Annotated in this window: 15 protein-coding genes; 6 read left to right on the top strand and 9 right to left on the bottom strand. The window is 40.0% G+C overall.

Features of this window, described 5'->3' with window-relative positions:
• Positions 1–252 precede the first annotated feature (252 nt).
• The gene (locus RRU94_RS03565; protein ID WP_315691827.1) at positions 253–1,410 is read right to left on the bottom strand and encodes an endo-1,4-beta-xylanase; all 1,158 of its coding nucleotides are present in this window, start codon (positions 1,408–1,410) and stop codon (positions 253–255) included.
• 304 nt (positions 1,411–1,714) lie between these two features.
• Here RRU94_RS03565 and RRU94_RS03560 point away from each other — a divergent pair, with 304 nt between their 5' ends.
• From RRU94_RS03560 to RRU94_RS03540, 5 genes are all read left to right on the top strand, one after another.
• Positions 1,715–3,457, top strand: coding sequence for a sensor histidine kinase (locus RRU94_RS03560; RefSeq protein ID WP_315691826.1), 1,743 nt, complete (start codon positions 1,715–1,717; stop codon positions 3,455–3,457).
• Position 3,458: 1 nt separating this feature from the next.
• The gene (locus RRU94_RS03555; protein ID WP_315691825.1) at positions 3,459–4,244 is read left to right on the top strand and encodes a response regulator transcription factor; all 786 of its coding nucleotides are present in this window, start codon (positions 3,459–3,461) and stop codon (positions 4,242–4,244) included.
• A 109-nt stretch (positions 4,245–4,353) separates the two neighbouring features.
• On the top strand, positions 4,354–5,673 hold the full coding sequence (locus RRU94_RS03550; protein ID WP_315691824.1) for an extracellular solute-binding protein: 1,320 nt from the start codon (positions 4,354–4,356) through the stop codon (positions 5,671–5,673).
• A 69-nt stretch (positions 5,674–5,742) separates the two neighbouring features.
• Positions 5,743–6,621 carry a carbohydrate ABC transporter permease gene (locus tag RRU94_RS03545; RefSeq protein ID WP_315691823.1) on the top strand — a complete coding sequence of 293 codons (879 nt, stop codon included), beginning with the start codon at positions 5,743–5,745 and terminating at the stop codon, positions 6,619–6,621.
• A gap of 62 nt (positions 6,622–6,683) precedes the next feature.
• Complete coding sequence (locus tag RRU94_RS03540; RefSeq protein WP_251273058.1) at positions 6,684–7,535, top strand: carbohydrate ABC transporter permease; 852 nt, start codon at positions 6,684–6,686, stop codon at positions 7,533–7,535.
• 233 nt (positions 7,536–7,768) lie between these two features.
• On the opposite strand, the gene RRU94_RS03535 is transcribed toward RRU94_RS03540, so the two are convergent.
• The 7 genes from RRU94_RS03535 to xylA form a co-directional block, all read right to left on the bottom strand.
• Positions 7,769–8,392: a YesL family protein gene (locus RRU94_RS03535; protein WP_315691822.1), complete on the bottom strand. Its 624-nt coding sequence runs from the start codon at positions 8,390–8,392 to the stop codon at positions 7,769–7,771.
• Positions 8,393–8,888: 496 nt separating this feature from the next.
• Positions 8,889–9,872, bottom strand: a complete 984-nt coding sequence (locus tag RRU94_RS03530; RefSeq protein ID WP_315691821.1) for an aldo/keto reductase — start codon at positions 9,870–9,872, stop codon at positions 8,889–8,891.
• A 17-nt stretch (positions 9,873–9,889) separates the two neighbouring features.
• The gene (locus RRU94_RS03525) at positions 9,890–10,414 is read right to left on the bottom strand and encodes an aldose epimerase family protein (RefSeq protein ID WP_315691820.1); all 525 of its coding nucleotides are present in this window, start codon (positions 10,412–10,414) and stop codon (positions 9,890–9,892) included.
• 174 nt (positions 10,415–10,588) lie between these two features.
• Positions 10,589–11,575 carry a glycoside hydrolase family 43 protein gene (locus RRU94_RS03520; RefSeq protein ID WP_315691819.1) on the bottom strand — a complete coding sequence of 329 codons (987 nt, stop codon included), beginning with the start codon at positions 11,573–11,575 and terminating at the stop codon, positions 10,589–10,591.
• 79 nt (positions 11,576–11,654) lie between these two features.
• Entirely contained in the window at positions 11,655–12,581 is a 927-nt protein-coding gene (locus tag RRU94_RS03515; RefSeq protein ID WP_315691818.1) for an aldose 1-epimerase, read from the bottom strand.
• A 12-nt stretch (positions 12,582–12,593) separates the two neighbouring features.
• Positions 12,594–14,090, bottom strand: coding sequence for a xylulokinase (xylB, locus tag RRU94_RS03510; RefSeq protein WP_315691817.1), 1,497 nt, complete (start codon positions 14,088–14,090; stop codon positions 12,594–12,596).
• 120 nt (positions 14,091–14,210) lie between these two features.
• On the bottom strand, positions 14,211–15,527 hold the full coding sequence (gene xylA, locus RRU94_RS03505; RefSeq protein ID WP_315691816.1) for a xylose isomerase: 1,317 nt from the start codon (positions 15,525–15,527) through the stop codon (positions 14,211–14,213).
• Between the two features lie 136 nt (positions 15,528–15,663).
• Between xylA and RRU94_RS03500 the strand changes: the two genes are divergently transcribed.
• Positions 15,664–16,809: an ROK family transcriptional regulator gene (locus RRU94_RS03500; protein WP_315691933.1), complete on the top strand. Its 1,146-nt coding sequence runs from the start codon at positions 15,664–15,666 to the stop codon at positions 16,807–16,809.
• A gap of 312 nt (positions 16,810–17,121) precedes the next feature.
• Here the strand turns inward: RRU94_RS03500 and RRU94_RS03495 are convergent, their stop codons facing one another.
• Positions 17,122–17,871 carry a ThuA domain-containing protein gene (locus tag RRU94_RS03495; RefSeq protein ID WP_315691815.1) on the bottom strand — a complete coding sequence of 250 codons (750 nt, stop codon included), beginning with the start codon at positions 17,869–17,871 and terminating at the stop codon, positions 17,122–17,124.
• Positions 17,872–17,885: the final 14 nt, after the last annotated feature.

Below are 17,885 nucleotides of genomic sequence, written 5' to 3'. Positions count from 1 at the left end.
CTTTCTACATTAAAATGAAATGGAAATAACTAACAAAAACCTAATTTAACCCACTTAGTTGGTTGCCTTTCCAAACTAAGTGGGCGTGAACAATTATAGTAAAAAAGAAATTATTATACAGTTCAATAACAAAAAGAGATTCATTATCTTACTGATCCATACCTGGCTTTCCAGAACTGGAAAGATCGATTGATTCAGCCTGCTTGACTGGCTGGCCATGCACCGATCCAATGGCCTCCATTCCCAACTGCTTTAGCTTTCTTCATCGATAATAGCCCAATAAGCTGGTTTGACATTGTAATCTTTATCGAAAACAAATGGTGCGTCTGCGCCTACCCCGTCATTATATTGTTCTGCACGGTCATTTAACCATGTATGGTTGTCAGCAACGCCCCAGAATGTCACACTGCTAATTTTATCATCCAATTTCTCATATAACTTGAATAGTTCATCGTAATGAGCGGCTTGACGATCGAATTCGCTTGCTGGAATTTCGTCATAAGTTGGGTAAGCTGGTTTTGGCGGCCACCCGTAAAGACTAACATCTAGTTCTGTAATTTGGTTGTCCAGGCCAAGATCTGCAAACATATTAATGGTTTTCTCGATTTCCGCTATAGATGGCCAGCCGATTTGGATGTGAGCTTGATGTCCCACCCCATCAATTGGAACTCCATCCTCCACTAATTCCTTGACAAGATTGTACAGGGTTTCTCTTTTAGGGTCTATTTCTGTGTTGTAGTCATTGATATAAAGCTTAGCGTCTTTCCCTGCATAACGGTCCGCTGTTTCAAAAGCAACCTTGATATAATCAGTACCTGTGATTTGATACCAAGGTGAATTACGTAATTGCCCATTATCATCAACTACCTCGTTGACTACATCCCAAGAGCTGATATCACTTTTATAACGCTTGACAATGGTTTTAACATGAGTTTCTAAACGCTTAAGTAAAAGCTTTTTATTTTTTTCGCGCTGCTTTGGATCTGTTTCATCTACCATCTTATTTCCTTCTTTATCAAGGAAAAACCACTCCGGTACTTGACTGTGCCAAATAAGGGTATGGCCGCGAAGCTTCATATTATTTTCTTTTGCAAACTCAACAATTTTATCCATTTCTTCAAAAGTGAACTTTCCTTCTTCAGGCTGTATATTAATCGGCTTCATTACATTCTCGGCCACAAGGCTATTATAATGGCGCTTTAATACTTCAGCATCTTTTCCTTGAAGCATGGAAGGCTCAACGGCTGCACCAATATCGAATGATTTTGCATATCTTTCATCAAGTTCAACCGCTGCATCTAATGCACTAACTGGTTGATTTTCAGCTGCGGAAACACTGGATAATCCAGCAGGTAATACTATCGCTAAAGCTAATCCAGAAAGAAGTGGTTTACGCAATACTTTTAACATGATTTTTTCTCCCCTTTTTTTCAAAGTATGTTAGTATTTTATAAAACCTGAAAAAACTCTAGCTTCCCCCCTTTACTTTAGTTTACTAGTCAGGAAAATAAGTAAGGGCTTTCATATTTTTCGCAGCCTGCTGGCCTGACCTCAAATTAATTATAACAGCATTAAACTTAGTTTATCCACTAAATAAACTAAGAATTTAAACATTTCCGAAAATATGATAAAATAGCCCTAGACTAAGCTCCTGTTCTTTTTTAGTTCCTAATAAAAATTGGATATTATTTTACTATAGAAAGGCGAACCATCAATGCGGAAGCAACTAAAAAAATGGAATACATTGCGCAACCAGATTTTGTTTATTTTTTTACTTGTTATGATCATAGTATTATTGATTGTCAGTCTTCTTACATTGAGCCAAGTTTCCTCTTTGTTGAAAAATAATGCGGAAAAGCAAATTCAGCAAGTAGCCATTGAAGCAAACGGCCGAATTGAATCCCTTTACGAGCAAATCAATATGAATTCAAAGCTTGTAATCACCGATGAAGAGGTCCAGCGTGTTTTAACGAATGTCTATGAAGGAAAACAAGTAACCTTTAATGACCGTCAAAAATTAATGGGACATATTAATAGAATTATGGGAAATACAGATGGAATCTTTTCCTTTCAACTCTTTTCTGGAAAGCATCAGCGCGTTCTTCCCCTTGATGAAGACGAGTTAAAAAACCGAATTGGTAACAGATGGATTGAAGAAGCGAATCGAGCAAGAGGAAGAATGGTTTGGATCGGTGAAGATCCACATGATAAAAACTACTTTCTGGCCATCCGCAGAGTCAATTTAATAGAGCGACAGTATAGCAATGGTGGTTATCTTTTAATTAGTATTAACCGCGATCATTTTAACTTTGCAAATGAAGAGTATGGAAACGATCAATACTCCATTCTTTTAGATCAATACGAAAAACCGATTATCCAAAATTTCACGGGAGATATAACGAGCATTATTGAAAATGATGAAAGCATTATTCAATTAAATCAACGGGATTATATGGTGACAAAGCAACCATCCGGCCTAACAGGCTGGACGGTTCTTATTTTAACCCCCGTAAGTGAACTAACGGAAGGATTGTCAGGGATCCGAACAGGAATTATTTTTTCGGGAGTTGTTGGCGTATTCATTTTTACCATTAGCTCCTTTTTCCTTTCAACGATCATTACAAGACCAATAGTAAGATTAACGAAAACCATGCAGCGTGCCGGAGAAGGTTCATTAACACTGAATCCGGATAGTTCTTCGGTAAATGAAATTGTTGAATTAAACAGTACGTATAATCAGCTTGTAAAAGAAACCAATCATTTGATCCAGATGGTTTATCAAAAAGAGATTTTACGTAGCCAAAGTGAATTAAAAGCGCTTCAGGCGCAAATAAACCCGCATTTTCTCTTTAATACATTGGATGCGCTTCATTGGTCACTTGAAGAAAAGGATGAGGAAGAGCTGGCTGAACTTGTTGTAGCCATGTCCGATTTATTTCGTTATACCATTACAAAAGAAACCGATGACGATTGGGTATTCTTAAAAGACGAAATCAAGCATATCGGCGACTATATGGAAATTATGAAAATGCGTTTTGATGAAAGATTACAATGGCATGTCTCTGTTCCTGCAGAATATGAGTTTGTAAGAATACCAAAACTGATCATACAGCCTTTGGTAGAAAATGCAACCTTGCACGGAGCCGGAAAAAAAGCAGGAAAATGCCAAATTTCCGTAACAGTTGAACCAGTTAAACAAGAAGATAAAGAACGGATTCGCATCTCTGTACAAGATGATGGTTCCGGGATGGATAAAGAGCGGCTTGAATGGATCATTCAAGCCATGAAAACTGGTGGGACATCCTCCGCGACCGGGAAAGGAATGGCTATTTCGAATGTCTACAAGCGCCTGCAGCTATATTACAAAGGAATTTTACATTCAGACCTTTTGATTGAGAGTAAAGTAAACGAGGGGACAAAGATTTCGTTTGAACTGCCAATTGATGGAGGGGAATAAAATGTATTCTAAAAATATTGTAATCGTTGACGATGAACCAAGAACAAGACAAGGTTTGCAAAGAACGCTGGAAAATTGGAATACTGGTGACTTTACCATCCTTACTGCGGAAAGCGGTGAGGATGTCCTCCGGATTGCGGAGGACAAAAAGATTCATATTTTGCTTTCCGATATCCGGATGCCTGAAATGACTGGTTTACAACTATTAAAAACTTTGAAAGAAAAAGGTCTGTCTCCAGTGGTCATTATTATTTCCGCTTACTCCGAGTTTGAGTATGCTCAGGAAGCATTAAGACTCGGTGTAGTGAATTATCTTTTAAAGCCGATCGGAAAAAAGAAGCTGATTGAAGCGGTTGAAGAAGCCGTTAAGATTATGGAAAAGCAAGTACGGGCTGGGATGATCGAAAAAGTAGTGGATGAAAAAATAGTCGATGCCAACACCAAAATGGATTCAGCCAAAGGTACCATTCGCAAGGCCATTAGCTATATTGACCAGCATTTAAAGGATGAATTCACCCTAAAAGACGTTGCTACCCACGTTCATTTAAATCCGAGTTATTTTAGCGTGTTGTTCAAGGAGCAAGTGAATATGAATTTTAGTGAATATGTTACAAGACGCAGGATTCAACGTGCAAAGGAATTAGTGATTACAACCAATCTTCCGATAAATGAAATTGCTGAAGAGGCCGGCTATAAGACTTCTAAATACTTTATTAAAATCTTTAAGGAAATTGAGGGGATGACACCAAGCGCATACCGAAAAACATACAATGAAAGGGCTTTCTAAAAATAGTAGTATTTTTCCTAATCACAGTTCCTTTTTTTATTATGTCCCCGATGGTAAACTAAACTTAGTTGCAAGGATAGACAAACACACATTAAGGGGGTTTTGCTAAATGAAAAAGAAAGCGTTTTCTACTGTAATGTCTTTCGCATTAGTAGGCGGGCTTGTTTTAGGAGGTTGTTCATCCTCCTCTAGTACATCGGAGGATTCGAGTGGTTCTGGTGGTGACAAAACAGTTGTCAAAATGATGCATTTATGGCCTGAAGGAAGTGCAAAGGCACAGTACACTATTGTGGATGATATTATCAAGACTTATGAAAAAGAACATCCTGATGTGGATATTCAAACAGAAATTTTAGCAAATGAACAATACAAAGAAAAGATCAAGGTTTTGTCAGCATCAAATGAGCTTCCAGACCTTGGGATTACTTGGGCAGCTGGTTATATGCAGCCATTCGTAGAAGGTAATATGCTTGCACCATTAGATGATGTTCTTGATGGCGGGCTTAAGGAGCAATTTGTTCCAGGTACTCTCGAAGCTTTTCAAATGGATAGTAAGACTTACGGATTACCTCTTGAACTGAACATCGCACCTGTTTATTACAATAAAGAAATCTTTAAAAAGTATAACCTTGAAGTACCAAAAACATATGATGAATTTTTAAATGTAGTTGAAACCCTTGCGGATAACAAGGTTACTCCAATTACAGTAGGAAACAAAGATCGCTGGACAGGTTCTATGTGGTATATGTATCTTGCCGATCGTATTGGCGGACCTGAAACTTTAAATAAAGCAATTAATCGTACAGGCAGCTTTGAAGATCCAGCTTTGGTGAAAGCTGGTCAGGAAATCAAAAAACTGGTTGATATGGGTGCATTCGTTAAAGGGTATAACGGATTTTCAAATGATGAAGCAAAAGGTTACTTTATGAACGAACAGGCAGCTATGTATATGATGGGTACTTGGGAATTGCCAAACTATACAACAAGCCCTGATGTTGCACAGGAATTTAAGGATAAAGTTGGTTATTTCAAATTCCCTGCGTATGAAGGCGGAAAAGGAGACATCGACAGCTTTGTTGGTGGACCTGGAGTTGGTTTGTTTGTATCTGAAGCTTCTAAAGTGAAAGATGAAACAAAAGATTTTGTTTCATACTTAGTTCAAGAGTGGGGTAAACGCTCCGTAACAGAAGCCGGTGTTATTCCAGCTACAAAAGTGGATACTTCTAATACAGAACTTGCTCAAATGTACAATGATATTCTTAACGATTTAGGAAATGCTTCCAATATTACATTATATGCAGATGTTCAAATGTCTGCTAGGGTAGCAGATGTTCACTTGAATCAGATTCAGGCATTATATGGTGGCGAGATATCCCCTAAAGAATTCGCCAAAGCTCAAGAAGAGGCTCTTGCTGCTGAGAAGAAATAGAAATTGTAATAGAGAGGGCATATTGCTGAATATGTCCTCTTCTTCATAGAAAGGTAGTGGAATAAAAACATGAGAAACGTTATGTCCAATAAATACATTATTACCCTTTATACACTCCCAGCTTTACTTCTTCTTCTCGTTCTAGTTTATGTTCCTATTGCTTTATCAGGTTATTACGGTCTAATGGATTGGACCGGAATAGGTGAAATGCAGTTTATCGGGTTAGAAAACTATATAAACTTGATGAAAGATGAAAAGTTCTGGGCTAGTGCAGGTCATTCTTTCTTGTTAGGGCTTTTCTCCGCGGTTAGCCTGCTATTTTATTTAGCTGTTTCACTCGTTTTAGTTAGTAAAATAAAAGGTTCAGATTTATTCAGAAAGATTTACTTAATTCCCATGCTATTATCATCTGTTGCCATTGCTCAGCTTTGGTTGAAAATTTTTGATCCCTCGAATGGGATGTTAAATAAATTGATTGAGATGTTTGGAGTGGAAAATACGCCAGTTTGGCTGGCAGATCCAAGTACTGCCTTATATGCTATTTTCGTTCCAATTGTTTGGCAATATGCAGGTTTTTACATTCTTATTTATTACGCAGCCTTGAAAAATGTCCCAGAAGAAATTATCGAAGCTGCAAAAATTGATGGTGCTACTCCACTTCAAATCGCATTTAAAATTAAGTTACCTATGATCTCAGCTGTGTTTAAAGTTACGATTATGCTTGCCGTCGTTGGTTCCTTAAAGTATTTTGATTTAATTTATGTAATGACTGGCGGAGGCCCAAATGGGGCGAGTGAAGTAATGGCTTCATATATGTACAAAGAAGCGTTTGAACTTAACAATTTTGGTTATGCAAGTGCAATTGGCTTTGGTTTATTGGTCATTTGTCTTGGAATGACATGGTTGACTTCAAGATTAACGAAATCTAATGATGATGTTCAATATTAAAGGGGGAGTGAATGAAGATGAGCGAGCTTGCTAGAGAAAGACGAACAACACCGAACCTTTCTATGACCGAAGGATCAAAGAAATCTTACTGGAGCAAATTAGGATATGGCCTTCTTTACTTAGTTTTAAGCGTTTTCGCCATTATTCAGATTTATCCACTAATTTGGCTGGTCTTCTTTTCATTAAAAAACAATCAAGAAGTATTTGGCATGTCCCCTTTCTCCTTGCCGCAGGACCCGCAATGGGGAAACTATGTGAAAGTATGGACTCAAGGAAATATTGGACTTTACTTTTTTAATAGTGTATGGATGACTGTTTTATCTGTATTTCTAACAGTTATTCTGGCTAGCTTTGTTACATTTGCAATTACTCGGATGCACTGGAAATTAAGCGGACTTGTCCTTGGATTATTCATGATAGGATATATGATTCCGCTCCATTCAACGTTAATCCCATTGTTTAATTTTTATAACAATATAGGTTTAATTGATAATCCATTATCGATTATTTTGTCTCAAACAACCTTTAATTTACCGTTAACTATTATGATTTTATTAGGTTTTTATAAAGCTTTTCCTCGTGAAATTGAAGAAGCGGCTGTTATGGATGGATGCTCGGTACACCGAATTTTCTTCCAAGTTACGCTCCCGATGACCGTACCGGTTCTTTCAACAACAGCGATCATTAACATGATTTACAACTGGAATGAATTCGTATTTGTTAATACATTCATCAGTTCTGATCAGTGGAAAACATTGACTGTTGGAATTAACAACTTCGTTGGTCAATATTTAACAGATTGGGGTGCTATTGGTGCCACTTTAGTCATCAGTATTGTTCCAATTCTGCTCACCTTCTTATTCCTAAGCAATAAGATTGTTGAGGGAATGGCAGCTGGTTCTGTAAAAGGTTAATTTGATTTAAAGAAAGCTCGCCGTTTAGCGAGACGCAAGGCGAAGACAGAGGCGTATTTGTCCTTGGCTTATAAGAAAGTTTATACTTTCTTATAAGCCAGTCAAAAGACAGAAAGGGAAGTTTCCTTTTACAAGCGAAACTTCCCTTTCTGTCTTTTTTGTTATCTCTTCTATTTGCAGGACTGTTAAAATGCGGTCCATTTCATTTAAGACGATTCACTTAAAGAACTTGCCTAAGGATAGGTCCGCCGCTTTTTTTCCATTTTTTCGAAAACAGGGTAGCATGCAGCCATTATAATAGCTGCCGTTAGACTGCCCCCGAAGAAAAAGCCTAAACCTGGAATGACCTTCACCACAAAGAATACGGCAACAATTCCAGCAATCATCGTAAGGTTTTCAAGCGGGTTAATAAGCATCATTAAGAATGAATTTTTGATTATTTGAGCCAGTTTTAACTCATAATGAACGTAAACTGGAAATAGATAGAACATTGTCATGACTGCTGCAAACATAATTATATATAAAGGAATTTGAACAACACTTATAAAACTGTTGCCCGAATTCTTCATAAAAACTAAGTCAAGTACAATAAGCCCCGCTATAGCCACTACGAGTAAACCTAAACCATTGCTTCGTATAAACTCCGATTTATAGGTAGTCCAAAAGGTTCGAAAAATCGGAATGTCTGTATCCCCCATTAGCCATTTACGAATGATCGTAAACATCGAAATCGTCGCTGGGAAAAACCCAAGGACAACCAGACCTATCAAAGAAAATCCAATCCACAATAGGTTAATATATGCAAATTTCGCAATCCATTCCACAGCAACATAGGCTCGATTTGCCGCATTATTCATTTAATCCCTCCAAACTAGAAACCTCTTAGATTTATTCCAGCCAATTATTATAATAAAAAAACACCTGCTTCTATTATATAACAGTTTCCCCCTATGGGGCCTTGCTCCAGAATTTTTTCCCCTGGATAATCATGGAGGATATTCTTTTTTGGTTACTCTTTCTTCTATCCTTTGAAAATGCACCAAGCAAAACATGAAAAAATCACAAAATTTAATTTCTCCAATAGATAAACCTTTTCAAACAAAAACAAAAGAAAGCACAAAAGTAATTATTGTGCTTCCCTTACTTTAAATCAGATTATTTTTATAAGTTTACTTCCGGTCACAAGTTGATAGCCTTGTGAAGTTAATTAATCTCGGGATGTTTCGCCATTTGCTCACTGACACAAAGAAGGTTGCTTTTCCTTTGTTTCCGTAAATATTTATAATACTTGTGAATTTCGGCTATCATCAAAGGTAGCGGCTTCCGCTTTTTATGAAGTTTAAACCCCGGTTATCAATAAGGTCCTCTGATAAAATCCTTTACCTTTTCATGATAAAAACGTTGAATCTCTTGCTTTTCTTCTTCTGAGAATGGTTTTGTTTCCAATGCTGAAAGATTATCCTCGACTTGTTTAACGTTTTTAAAACCAGGAATAATACATGTAATTTCTTTTTGATCCAAAATCCAGCGCAATGCTGCACTAGACATAGTTTTCCGGCCTTCTGCAATCCACTTTAACTGGTCAGCTAATTCAACACCTTTGCGGAATCCAAGGCCTGCAAAGGTTTCCCCGACATTAAAAGCCTCTCCATTTTCATTAAAACGGCGGTGGTCATCTTCTTCAAATACATGATCATTGGTAAATTTACCAGTTAGCAGCCCGCTTGCAAGCGGCAATCTGACTAGAAGTCCCACACCTTTTTGATAAGCTTCAGGGATTAGTTTTTCCAATGGCTTTTGACGGAACATATTAAAGATGATTTGCAGGCTCTTAACATTTGGATATTCCAAGCAAATAAGGCCCTCTTCAGCGGTTTCCACACTTACTCCATAGTGACGGATTTTTCCTTCTTTTTTCAGACGATCCAGTACTTCAAATACACCGCCATCTTTCAAAATCTCCGTTGCTGGGCAATGAATTTGATACAAATCAATTGCTTCTCTATTTAAACGGCGGAGGCTGTCTTCACAATAAGAGCTAACGGTTTCATAGCTATAATTTTTAGGGTCGAAAATATCACCCTGGCGGCAAAACTTTGTAGCAATATAAATCTTGTCTTCCTGGCCTTTAGTGGCCTTGGCTAATAACTCTTCACTATGTCCGTCCCCATATACATCTGCTGTATCAAAAAAGTTAACACCCTGCTCAATTGAATACTCTAAAGATTTCAGTGCTTCTGTGTCGTTTGTCTTTCCCCATGAACCGCCAATTGCCCATGTTCCAAAACTGACCTCACTGATCAGGATCCCTGTGTTGCCCAATTCACGATAATTCATGTTCATCACTCCTTATTTTAATTCTTTTCAACCCCAAACTTATATACTGCTACAGAAGAATACTTCTGATCGATATCCAGGATCGTTGATGGAAAATGAGGACGGTAGATGGCATCAAGTAAAGCCAGCGTCTCAAGGCAAATACCCAGATATTTTCTGGATTGCGTACTTCGGAATTTACCATCTGATTTCAAGGAATTTCCCGAGTATACGACAACACCGGCCTGATCCGTTTCAATTGTTAAAGTACGACCGCTTTCGTTGTCCTTTAAGACAATTTCCGAATCATGATTTGTATCTAAAAGAAACGAGTGATCGCAGCCTTCCCCTGCCAGTACGTCTTGAGGATGGCTTGATCTTGTTCCAGTGTTTATCACCCTTTTACTTCTAAAATCAAATGGCGTGTTATCCACTTCAATACATTTGCCGGTTGGAATAAATTCCTGATCAATTTCAAGAAATTTATTGCTTTTTATTGCTAATGTATAGATTAAGATATCTCTCCTCAGATTGCCACTTAGATTAAAATAGGAATGATTCATTACAGTGACCAATGGGGAGTTTTTGTAAAATTCTAAATTTACTTTGTAGTAAGAGCCACCTGCGCCTTGTCCTATTAACGTAGTTTAGTCAAACGAATAATTAAGAAAAAACTCCCCAGTATCTTCTTTCGTATTAAGTTCAAAGTCAAAATACCGTTCCGGCCATCAATTTTATTATTTGTCTGTATAAGGGTCAATCGTTTGAATACTTCCGTCATCGTTATATTTTAATTCAGTGTATTTCACCGAGCGCTTATGGTTCACGCCATCTGATAATGAGCAATCATGATAGAACAGATACCACTTATCCTTAAATTGAACAATTGAATGATGTGTGGTCCAGCCAATGACAGGAGTAAGAATCGTTCCTTTGAACACAAATGGTCCTTGTGGATTTTCACTTACAGCATAAACAATTTTATGAGTTGTACCCGTTGAATAAGATAGATAGTAAAGACCATTGTATTTATGAACCCATGGTCCCTCAAAATATCTGCGATCTTCGTCACTTGCAAGAATAGGATTGCCGTTTTCATCCACAATGGAGATTTCCTGCGGCTCGTTTTTAAAAGTCAGCATATCGTTGCTTAATTCAGCTACTCTTGGTCCTAAAGCTGGTTCTGTTGGTGCGGGACCTTCAGCATCTGGATTAAATGTCCCTGTCTGCCATTTTTCTAATTGCCCTCCCCAAAGGCCGCCAAAATAAACATAGGCTCTGTCATCATCATCAACTAAAACAGCGGGGTCAATACTGAAGCTGCCGGGTATATAATTTTCCTCTGGTGTAAACGGTCCTGCAGGATTAGGGCTTGTTGCGACACCAATTCTGAAAATCCCCTCTTTATCTCTTGCCGGGAAAAACAAATAATACTTGTTATTTTTGTAAGCGGCGTCGGGTGCCCAAAGTTGCTTACTTGCCCAAGGAATATCTTTTAAGTGAAGCACTTCCCCGTGGTCTACACATGGTGCATTTACATCCTCCATGGATAAAACATGATAATCTTCCATCTTATATTGATCACCATTGTCATTAGAAGGTTCATCGTGATCAAGGTCATGAGAAGGATAAATATAAAGCTTCCCTTCAAAAACATGTGCGGAAGGATCTGCGGTAAAAATATGCGTAACTAAAGGTTCATTCGGTTTTGAGTTTTTCATCATAATCCCTCTCCATTAAAAAAGTTTGAATACTTACAAATTTATTATAGCTGATGCTAGCTATCTTTGTATATTGGAACAACTAACTTTTCGAATATGTTACTTCTATTTCAGCTGCTACGACATCTTCTTCACCCGGCTCCAGAACCCGGAGGCCAGTCACTTCAGCGGGCACATCCATGTTAAACGCATTGGTGATGCACGTATATGGCTCTGGACAAAGGAAACCCTCACGGCCATTGCCATTGTAAACAACCCAATGCTTAAATGCAGAATCCGTTCGATACGTAATGGTGCAGCCCGTTTCCTTATTGTGGAGCACAGCTTCATTTCCTTGTTCGACAGCGGCAAACGCGTCGTCAAGCGCGATGCCCTGCAAGTTTTTCTTTTCTATCGGCTCACCCGGCACCTGGTCACCTGTCGGAATCGCTTCATCACTTAAGGTCCATTGGCTTTTTTTCGTCAAAGAAAATACCGAATTTTTTTCATCAAATAACAGAGCAGTATGGTAGCCAATTCCCCAGGGAAATGCTTCGTTGCCATTGTTTTTTACAACCGCTTTCTGACGCAGGACAGTCCCGTCAAGCTCATAGGTTAAATGAATCGACGCATTTTTGTAAATCGCTGGTTTTTCGAGTTGAATGGCCGTTTCAATCGTAATTATGCCATTTCTTTCGTGTTGAGCTGTTACGACCCAGGGCTTGTCATACACAAAACCATGAATATGATGTTTTCCGATTTCATTGATCGGAAACTCATGGGTAACGCCGTTAAATTGGAATGTCCCACCTTTGATCCGATTTGGCGGAAACAACACCGGGATGCCATGCAAAATGGGGCTTTCCTTTAGGGCCGCAAAAGAATCCGGCTTGACCAGCAACTCCCGGCCCGTTTTTACATCAACGAGTGAAATGACGTTGCTTCCGAACGACGGAATCAGTATCATTTCAAGCTGTCCATTTGATGCTTGTATCGCTTCTTGTCCGTCAAACAACACCTGTTTAATCATCCTAAAACTCCTTTATACTCGGAATGACTGCAGTTGTTCGTTAATTGGCTTTGTCTGGGCATAGACTGTTTGATAAATAGAAAACAATGATTTATACTGCTTTGCCCGTTCTGCATCCGGTAAGAATGTCTGGCCTTCTTTAATAAAGACCTCCGCGCACTGCTCAAGTGATTCAAACATCCCGCTGCCGGCCGCTGCGATCATCGCTGCTCCCATCGCCGGTCCCTGCTCATTTTGCAGCTTTACTACTTTCGCCTCAAAAATATCCGCCTGCATTTGCAGCCACACATCGTTTTTTGCCCCGCCGCCAATTGAAATGACCGTGTCGACATTTTTCCCTTCTTTCCGAAATAAGTCGATTGATTCCTGTAGTGAAAAAGTAATCCCTTCCATTACGGCTCTTGCAAAATGCGCTCTTGTATGAGCACTATCAATGCCAATGAAACTTGCGCGAATGACAGAATCAGGATGAGGAGTGCGTTCACCGACCAAGTATGGGGTGTATAGAAGACCTACCGATCCTGGTGGAATGCTGCCTACCTCCTTCAGCATCTGATCAAACGATTCATCCTTCGCAAAGTTTTCTTTAAACCATTGCAGACTATGTCCAGCAGAAAGCGTGACACCCATTGTGTAAAATGCATTCTTTTTGCCGTGGTTGAAAAAGTGAACTTTTCCTTCAAAGTCACGGGACGAATCGTCTTCATGTGCGAGAATCACACCGGATGTTCCGATGCTGCACATCGTTTTGCCTGAACTTAAAATCCCCGCGCCAATTGCTCCGCAAGCATTATCCGCTCCACCCGCAAAAATAGGAGTTTCCGCGCGCAGCCCGGTTATTTCGGCAATGGATGAAAGTAGTGTGCCTGTCTGTCCCGTAGACTCAACAAGTGGCGGGCAGAGAGAAAGAGGAATATCAAATGTTTCACAAATAGCAGCGCTCCATTCTTTCTTCGCCACATCGAGAAGCAGTGTACCCGCCGCATCTGAGTAATCCATATGTACCTCGCCGGTCATTTTCAAGCGGACGTAATCTTTTGGCAGTAAAAAAAGGGCAGCTTTTTGAAACAGCTCCGGTTCGTTTTCCTGCACCCAGCGAATTTTCGGAAGCGTGAAACCTTCCAATACACGGTTCCTTGTGATAGAAAGCATTTCCGCTCCAAGCGTTGCCGTAATTTCTTTGCATTGTTTTGTGTTCCGTGTATCATTCCATAAAATCGCTTTTCTGAGGACATTATGCTGCCCGTCCAGAAGGACAAGTCCATGCATTTGCCCGGAATAGCTGATACCCTTAATATTTTCTGCCGGAACATTGGCCTCTTCCATCATTTCTTGCAAAGCGTCAATCGTCCCTGTTACCCAGTCGTCCGGATTTTGCTCACTCCAGCCAGCCCGCTCATGAAAAAGCGGGTAGCTTTTCGATGCTTCCGCGCAAATTTCACCTGTTTCATTGACTAAGATGGTTTTGACGGCACTCGTTCCAAGGTCAACTCCAATCACATAGTTCATTTTCCCCACTCCTTTGAAAAATGGATCGGATTTTCTCCCGAACAACCAGATTTGCAATAATCTGGCCGTTCAAGTTAATTCTCCGATCCATTTTATATTTTCCGGCCGTTCAAGCCGTTTTTAGTTGCTGCCCAGCAAATACTGATTCAGGATCGCTTTTAAATTTTCCTGACGACCTGAACGATTTTGAATTTGGCTGTTCTCAAGTGCATATTTTTCAAGCGAGTGGAAATCAGCGCGTCCTTCTACAATTTCAAGGCCAATGCCCGTTGTATAGCTGCTGTAACGATCCGCGATCACGTTTTCAAACGCTTTGTCTTCAATTAATCGTTGCGCTGTTTTTAAACCGATGGCGAATGCATCCATGCCGGCAATGTGCGACAAGAATAAGTCGTCTGCTTCAAAAGAAGCGCGGCGCACTTTCGCATCGAAATTCAAACCGCCTCTGCCAAGTCCGCCATTTTGCAAAATTTCGTACATCGCGAGTGTGGTAGAATACAGATCCGTTGGAAATTCATCTGTATCCCAGCCGATAAGCGGGTCACCCTGATTCGCATCAACCGAACCAAGCATGCCATTAATGCGGGCTGTTCGAAGCTCATGCTCAAATGTATGTCCGGCAAGCGTTGCGTGGTTTGCTTCCAGATTTAATTTAAAATGGCTGTCGAGTCCATATTGGCGCAGGAATGACAATGTTGTCGCCGCATCCGTATCATACTGATGTGTTGTCGGCTCTTTTGGCTTCGGCTCAATTAAAAATTGGCCGTCGTAACCGATTTCTTTTGCATAGTCGACCGCCATATGGAAAAAGCGCGCCAGGTTATCAAGCTCCAGTTTCAAGTCCGTGTTTAACAATGTGTCGTACCCTTCACGGCCGCCCCAGAACACATAGTTTTCAGCACCAAGGAGTTTCGCTGTTTCCAATCCCTTTTTCACCTGCGCTGCTGCATAAGCGAAAACATCCGCATTGCTGCTTGTCGCCGCCCCGTGAACAAAGCGCGGATTAGTAAACATGTTGGCTGTGTTCCAAAGGAGCTTCACATTGCTCGTTTTCATGTAATCCTGGATCATCGAAACAATAACATCCAGGTTTTCATTGGTTTCTTTTAAGTTGCTGCCTTCAGGAGCAATATCCCGATCATGAAATGCAAAATAAGGTGCACCTAGTTTTTCATATAATTCAAATGACGCCTCAACACGCGCTTTGGCGAGATCCATAGCGGAATATTTATTCCATGGGCGCTGCATCGTGCCGGCACCAAATGGATCGCTGCCGTCTGCTGTGAAAGTGTGCCAGTAAGCAATAGAAAAACGAAGCTGTTCCTCCATTGTTTTGCCGCCTACAACTTCTTCTGGATTGTAATGCTTAAAGGCAAACGGATTTTTAGAACTGGCCCCTTCAAATTGAATCTTGTTTACGTTTTCAAAGTATGTCATTTCTTTTCCCCCTCATGTTTGTTTAATGGATAAACTAACTTAACTCATATATTACAGAATCCGCTTTCATTTTTCAAGCTTTTTGTTATAATTAACTTAAACTTTATTTAAATAAACAACAAAGTGAGTGATAAGAATAATGATAGCAGATCAAAACTTAGTAAAAAAAATGAATAAACGGCGGCTTTTGCAGGAAGTCATTCACCACTCTCCTATCTCACGCGCTAATTTGTCCAAAACAACCGGGTTAAACAAATCCACGGTTTCCGCTCAAATTCAAGAGCTGGTTGATGAGAAATTCATTTTTGAAATCGGACAGGGTCAGTCAAGCGGCGGACGCCGGCCTGTGATGCTTATGTTTAACAAACAAGCGGGATATGCCATCGGTGTAGATATTGGTGTGGGCGATATGATCGTTCTTTTAACGGATTTGGATGGATCGATTGTGAGCGAGCATTATTTTGACTTAAACCAGTCTTCTCCAGATGAAACAATTGAGCTGCTCTTAAAAACCATTCAGCAAGTGATCGATAAAATGCCCGGTTCTCCGTACGGACTTATTGGAATTGGCATTTGTGTTCCCGGTCTGGTGAATCGCTCCGAACAAATTGTTTTAACACCAAACTCGCACTGGGACAACATTGAATTAAAAAAAATAGTTGAAGACGCCTTCCAAGTACCAGTTACGATTGAAAATGAAGCAAATGCCGGTGCCTATGGAGAAAATATATATGGAGCTGCAAAAGCATACAATAATTTTATTTATGTCAGTGTCAGCACTGGGATTGGTCTCGGTCTTGTCTTAGACAATGAACTGTACAAGGGCATACATGGCTTTTCTGGCGAAATGGGCCATATGACGATTGATTTTAACGGCCCAAAATGCAATTGTGGAAACCGCGGCTGCTGGGAGCTGTACGCTTCTGAAAAAGCGTTCCGCCAGTCCCTGCCTGCTGCATGGAATGATGCAGAGATAGAGGCACGCTACAAGCAAAATGATGTCGAGCTGTTCACCGCACTTGAAAATTTCGGCCATTACCTAGGGATCGGCCTTGTCAACATTACCAATACATTTGATCCGGAAGCTATTATTTTACGAAATCCACTTATTGAGTCAAACCCTTTCGTGCTAAACGCTGTCAAAAACACACTTTCGTCCCGAATGAACATCCGGTTTGAGGCGGAATGTGCCTTCTTGCCTTCTTCCCTTGGCAAAAATGCGCCTGCGCTCGGTGCATGTTCAATGATGATTGGACGTTTTATTAATGGGCTGACTACCTAACGAAGTCCGCAACTTATTTATTATAGATTTTGTGATTATCTTTTTGACACAATATCTAGGAAAAGGATATAGAATGCTGGATTCTATATTTCCCCATGTGTCTTAACTAAAAGTATCTGAGGTTGTTTTAGCTATAATAATAAAGAAAAAGGATGGGAAAAGACCATCCTTTTTCATAAAAGCCGTTTTTAGAATATATTTTACAGGTAGGAAGAACATAGAACGTATACGTTCATCTTAATAAACAACCATTCTTAGAACTCCATATATCATCCCCCAATTAATAGAGTGAATGATACCAGTCTTTAACTATTATTCGCTATCACCCATGCCTGTATATACTTTATTTTTACCATTCCCATATGTTCCATATGTCGGTGCATCCGAACGGCCGTAAAGTTCTTTTCCTTCAGCAGCCCATAAAAAGCCTCGTCGCATAATGGATGAAACTTCTGGCATCGCTACGATATCTGCTTTATGGCCAAGTGCATTGTAAAACACGTGGCCAAGTCCCCAGCGTTTTGTCCAGACAACCGGCATATCAACTGCTCCATTTGCTTTATGTGGCCCGTCGACAACTGGGAATCTCGTTGTGGCCAATACTTCCACAGCCGGGTCTACATGAAGGTAATACTGTTCTGAAACGACTTTAAAATCGTTAAACCCTTCTAATAGCGGACTCGATGAATGCTTAATATTCACCATGTATTCTACCCCGTCATTTCCTGGATGTGCTACCCAATTCCCTCCGGTCATAAACTGCCAGTCAACGTTGTTGCGGAATGAATCGCACATTCCACCATGGCAGCCAGCAATGCCAACACCGCTCATAACCGCTGCCGAAATATTCAGCACATATTTTTTGCTGATTTCACCCATTGTCCAGTGTGGTACAATTAAGTCTAGTGACTTCAGCTTTTCCAGATCGGCATAGGATTCAAGCGTATCTGATACGTCCACCTCGAAATTTTCGTCTTCTAATATGCCTTCAAAAATCTCGGCAACCTGGTCCGGCTCGTGCCCGTCCCAGCCTCCCCATACGATTAGCGCTTTTTTCTTCATATTATTAGCTCCTT

The sequence above is a fragment of the Domibacillus sp. DTU_2020_1001157_1_SI_ALB_TIR_016 genome (assembly GCF_032341995.1).
GTDB classification, from domain to species: domain Bacteria; phylum Bacillota; class Bacilli; order Bacillales; family Domibacillaceae; genus Domibacillus; species Domibacillus indicus_A.
This window is presented reverse-complemented; position numbering and strand designations above follow the sequence as displayed.